The sequence below is a fragment of the Blautia sp. MCC283 genome, assembly GCF_018785565.1.
GTDB lineage: Bacteria > Bacillota > Clostridia > Lachnospirales > Lachnospiraceae > Blautia_A.
Map to the genome: position 1 here is coordinate 1 of NZ_WQQB01000052.1, position 621 is coordinate 621.

Below are 621 nucleotides of genomic sequence, written 5' to 3' on the forward strand. Positions count from 1 at the left end.
AAGGCATCCGCCCTGTGCCCTTATTGCTTGACCTTTCGCTTCATCACCCTAGCGTAGGTGATGCGGTCTCTTGATTCTCGTGTTACTACAGTAAGTGCTTTCTTCTCACGAAGTTTACACTTACGTTCGTAACGTATGTGTTTGATTACTCTGTTTATAACAGATAAATCGATGTCTTCCTATCTTTGCGTTTGCATTAATTTCTTAATACTTTGCGTTTAAGGATATTTGATTAACTTAATCAAATTTCATGTATGCAGTTTTCAAGGTACAATGCTGACTGATGTTTTATCAGCCATCTGAAAGGAAAATAACTTTTTCTCTCAGATCACTGGTAAAACCAGCATCTATCTCATCAGGTTTCCCTGTCTTTCTTTTTTTGATCTGGCGCCCACCTGCTCTCCCACACCGTCTCCAGTGCAGTACCATCGGCCGATTGGGTCTTAACCGTCGTGTTCGGGATGGGAACGGGTGTGTCCCCCAACCGCATCGGCACCAGAAATCTTTCAGCTTGATAGCTAAACAGTAAAACACATTTCTTTTCTCTACTTTTTCCTTAGAAAGGAGGTGATCCAGCCGCACCTTCCGATACGGCTACCTTGTTACGACTTCACCCCAGTC

Annotated in this window: 2 rRNA genes; both read right to left on the reverse strand. The window is 43.3% G+C overall.

Annotation, left to right across the window (positions count from 1 at the left end):
- Nucleotides 1–382: 382 nt before the first annotated feature.
- Nucleotides 383–500, reverse strand: a 5S ribosomal RNA gene (gene rrf / locus GPK81_RS14925).
- Nucleotides 501–560: 60 nt separating this feature from the next.
- Nucleotides 561–621, reverse strand: a 16S ribosomal RNA gene (locus GPK81_RS14930); the annotation flags it as partial.